At 35.3% G+C, this 1,262-nt stretch carries 1 protein-coding gene; it reads left to right on the top strand.

Annotation, left to right across the window (positions count from 1 at the left end):
- Nucleotides 1-75: 75 nt before the first annotated feature.
- A partial coding sequence (locus tag BBH99_RS11915) for a T9SS type A sorting domain-containing protein (protein ID WP_066695829.1) occupies nt 76-1,262 on the top strand: 1,187 nt, incomplete at its 3' end.

Genomic DNA, 1,262 nt, shown 5'->3' with positions numbered 1-1,262 from the left:
TTTTTATTTAGAATGATTAAAAATAAATATATACTTTTGTTGAATCATTCTAAATAATAATTTCAAAAATAAATTATGAAAACAAAACTATTATTGGCTTCGGTACTTGCTTTTACTGTTCAACAGACTGTTTTAGCACAGACAGATGCATTAGGATATACCCAGGCAAATATGACATTGGGAAGTGGATACCAAAATCGTTCATTCTTTAATTTTACTGATGGAAATATGGTTTCTCAACCTGCAAACTCGTGGGATGTAGCATTCTATAGAGTTTCTCCTTACACTACAGGAACAAGGGTTAATGATGCTAAGAATATTGAAGTATATACTGCTGCTACGAGCTTAGCTGAATGGGATAACATTGATATCAATAATGAAAGTTCATGGGGAGCACCCCTTTATAACCCGGATCAAACAACAGACTGGAGTCAGGGAGCTTTTGAACAAGGTCCTATTACATCTCCAAATCCTAATATTCCTTCTACAGGCTGGGGTGTTTATAATACATTGACTCATCATGTTCAGGGGAAAGCTGTTTTTGTTTTAAAATATGCATCAGGAGCCTATGTTAAGTTTGCAATTGAAGATGCGTTCGCAGGTTACACATTCAAATATTCTAAGTGGAATGGTACTTCATGGGGACCAACAGAAACAAAAACTGTAGCGAACGGAACAGATGATGCTTATTTCAACTATTTTTCGTTTGATACGGGAGCAAAAGTTCCTAATATGGAGCCTTCCAGAAATGCCTGGGACTTAGTATTTACAAAATATTATACTTTCTATAATGGAATTCAAATGTATCCGGTTGCAGGGGCCATTCAAAGTCCAGGACTGAAAGTAGCTAAAGCAGATCCTGAAACACAGGAAGTGGCGAACGGGACGATTCCTGCTGCTAATAATTTCTCCTCTAATATCACCTCTATTGGACATTCATGGAAAAGCATTACAACTTTAAAGAATAATGTTGTTTATTATGTGAAAAAAGATAATGATTATTACAGAATGTACTTCACACAAAGTGACGGTTCCAGCACAGGAAATATGTTTTTCAAGTATAAAAAGATTACGGGATCATTGGGAATTACAGAAGTAAGTAAAAAAGCTTCTTTCGGGATTTATCCAAACCCAACAACAGCCGATAAAAAAGTAACCGTATTATTTGACGTTAAAGAAAAGGCAAGCAATAAAGGAAGTGTAGAAGTATATGACCTTACCGGAAAGAAAGTATATGCTGCTGAATTAACCAATCAAACAGA

The sequence above is a fragment of the Chryseobacterium contaminans genome, assembly GCF_001684955.1.
In the GTDB taxonomy this organism is placed as follows: Bacteria; Bacteroidota; Bacteroidia; order Flavobacteriales; family Weeksellaceae; genus Chryseobacterium; species Chryseobacterium contaminans.
This window is presented reverse-complemented; position numbering and strand designations above follow the sequence as displayed.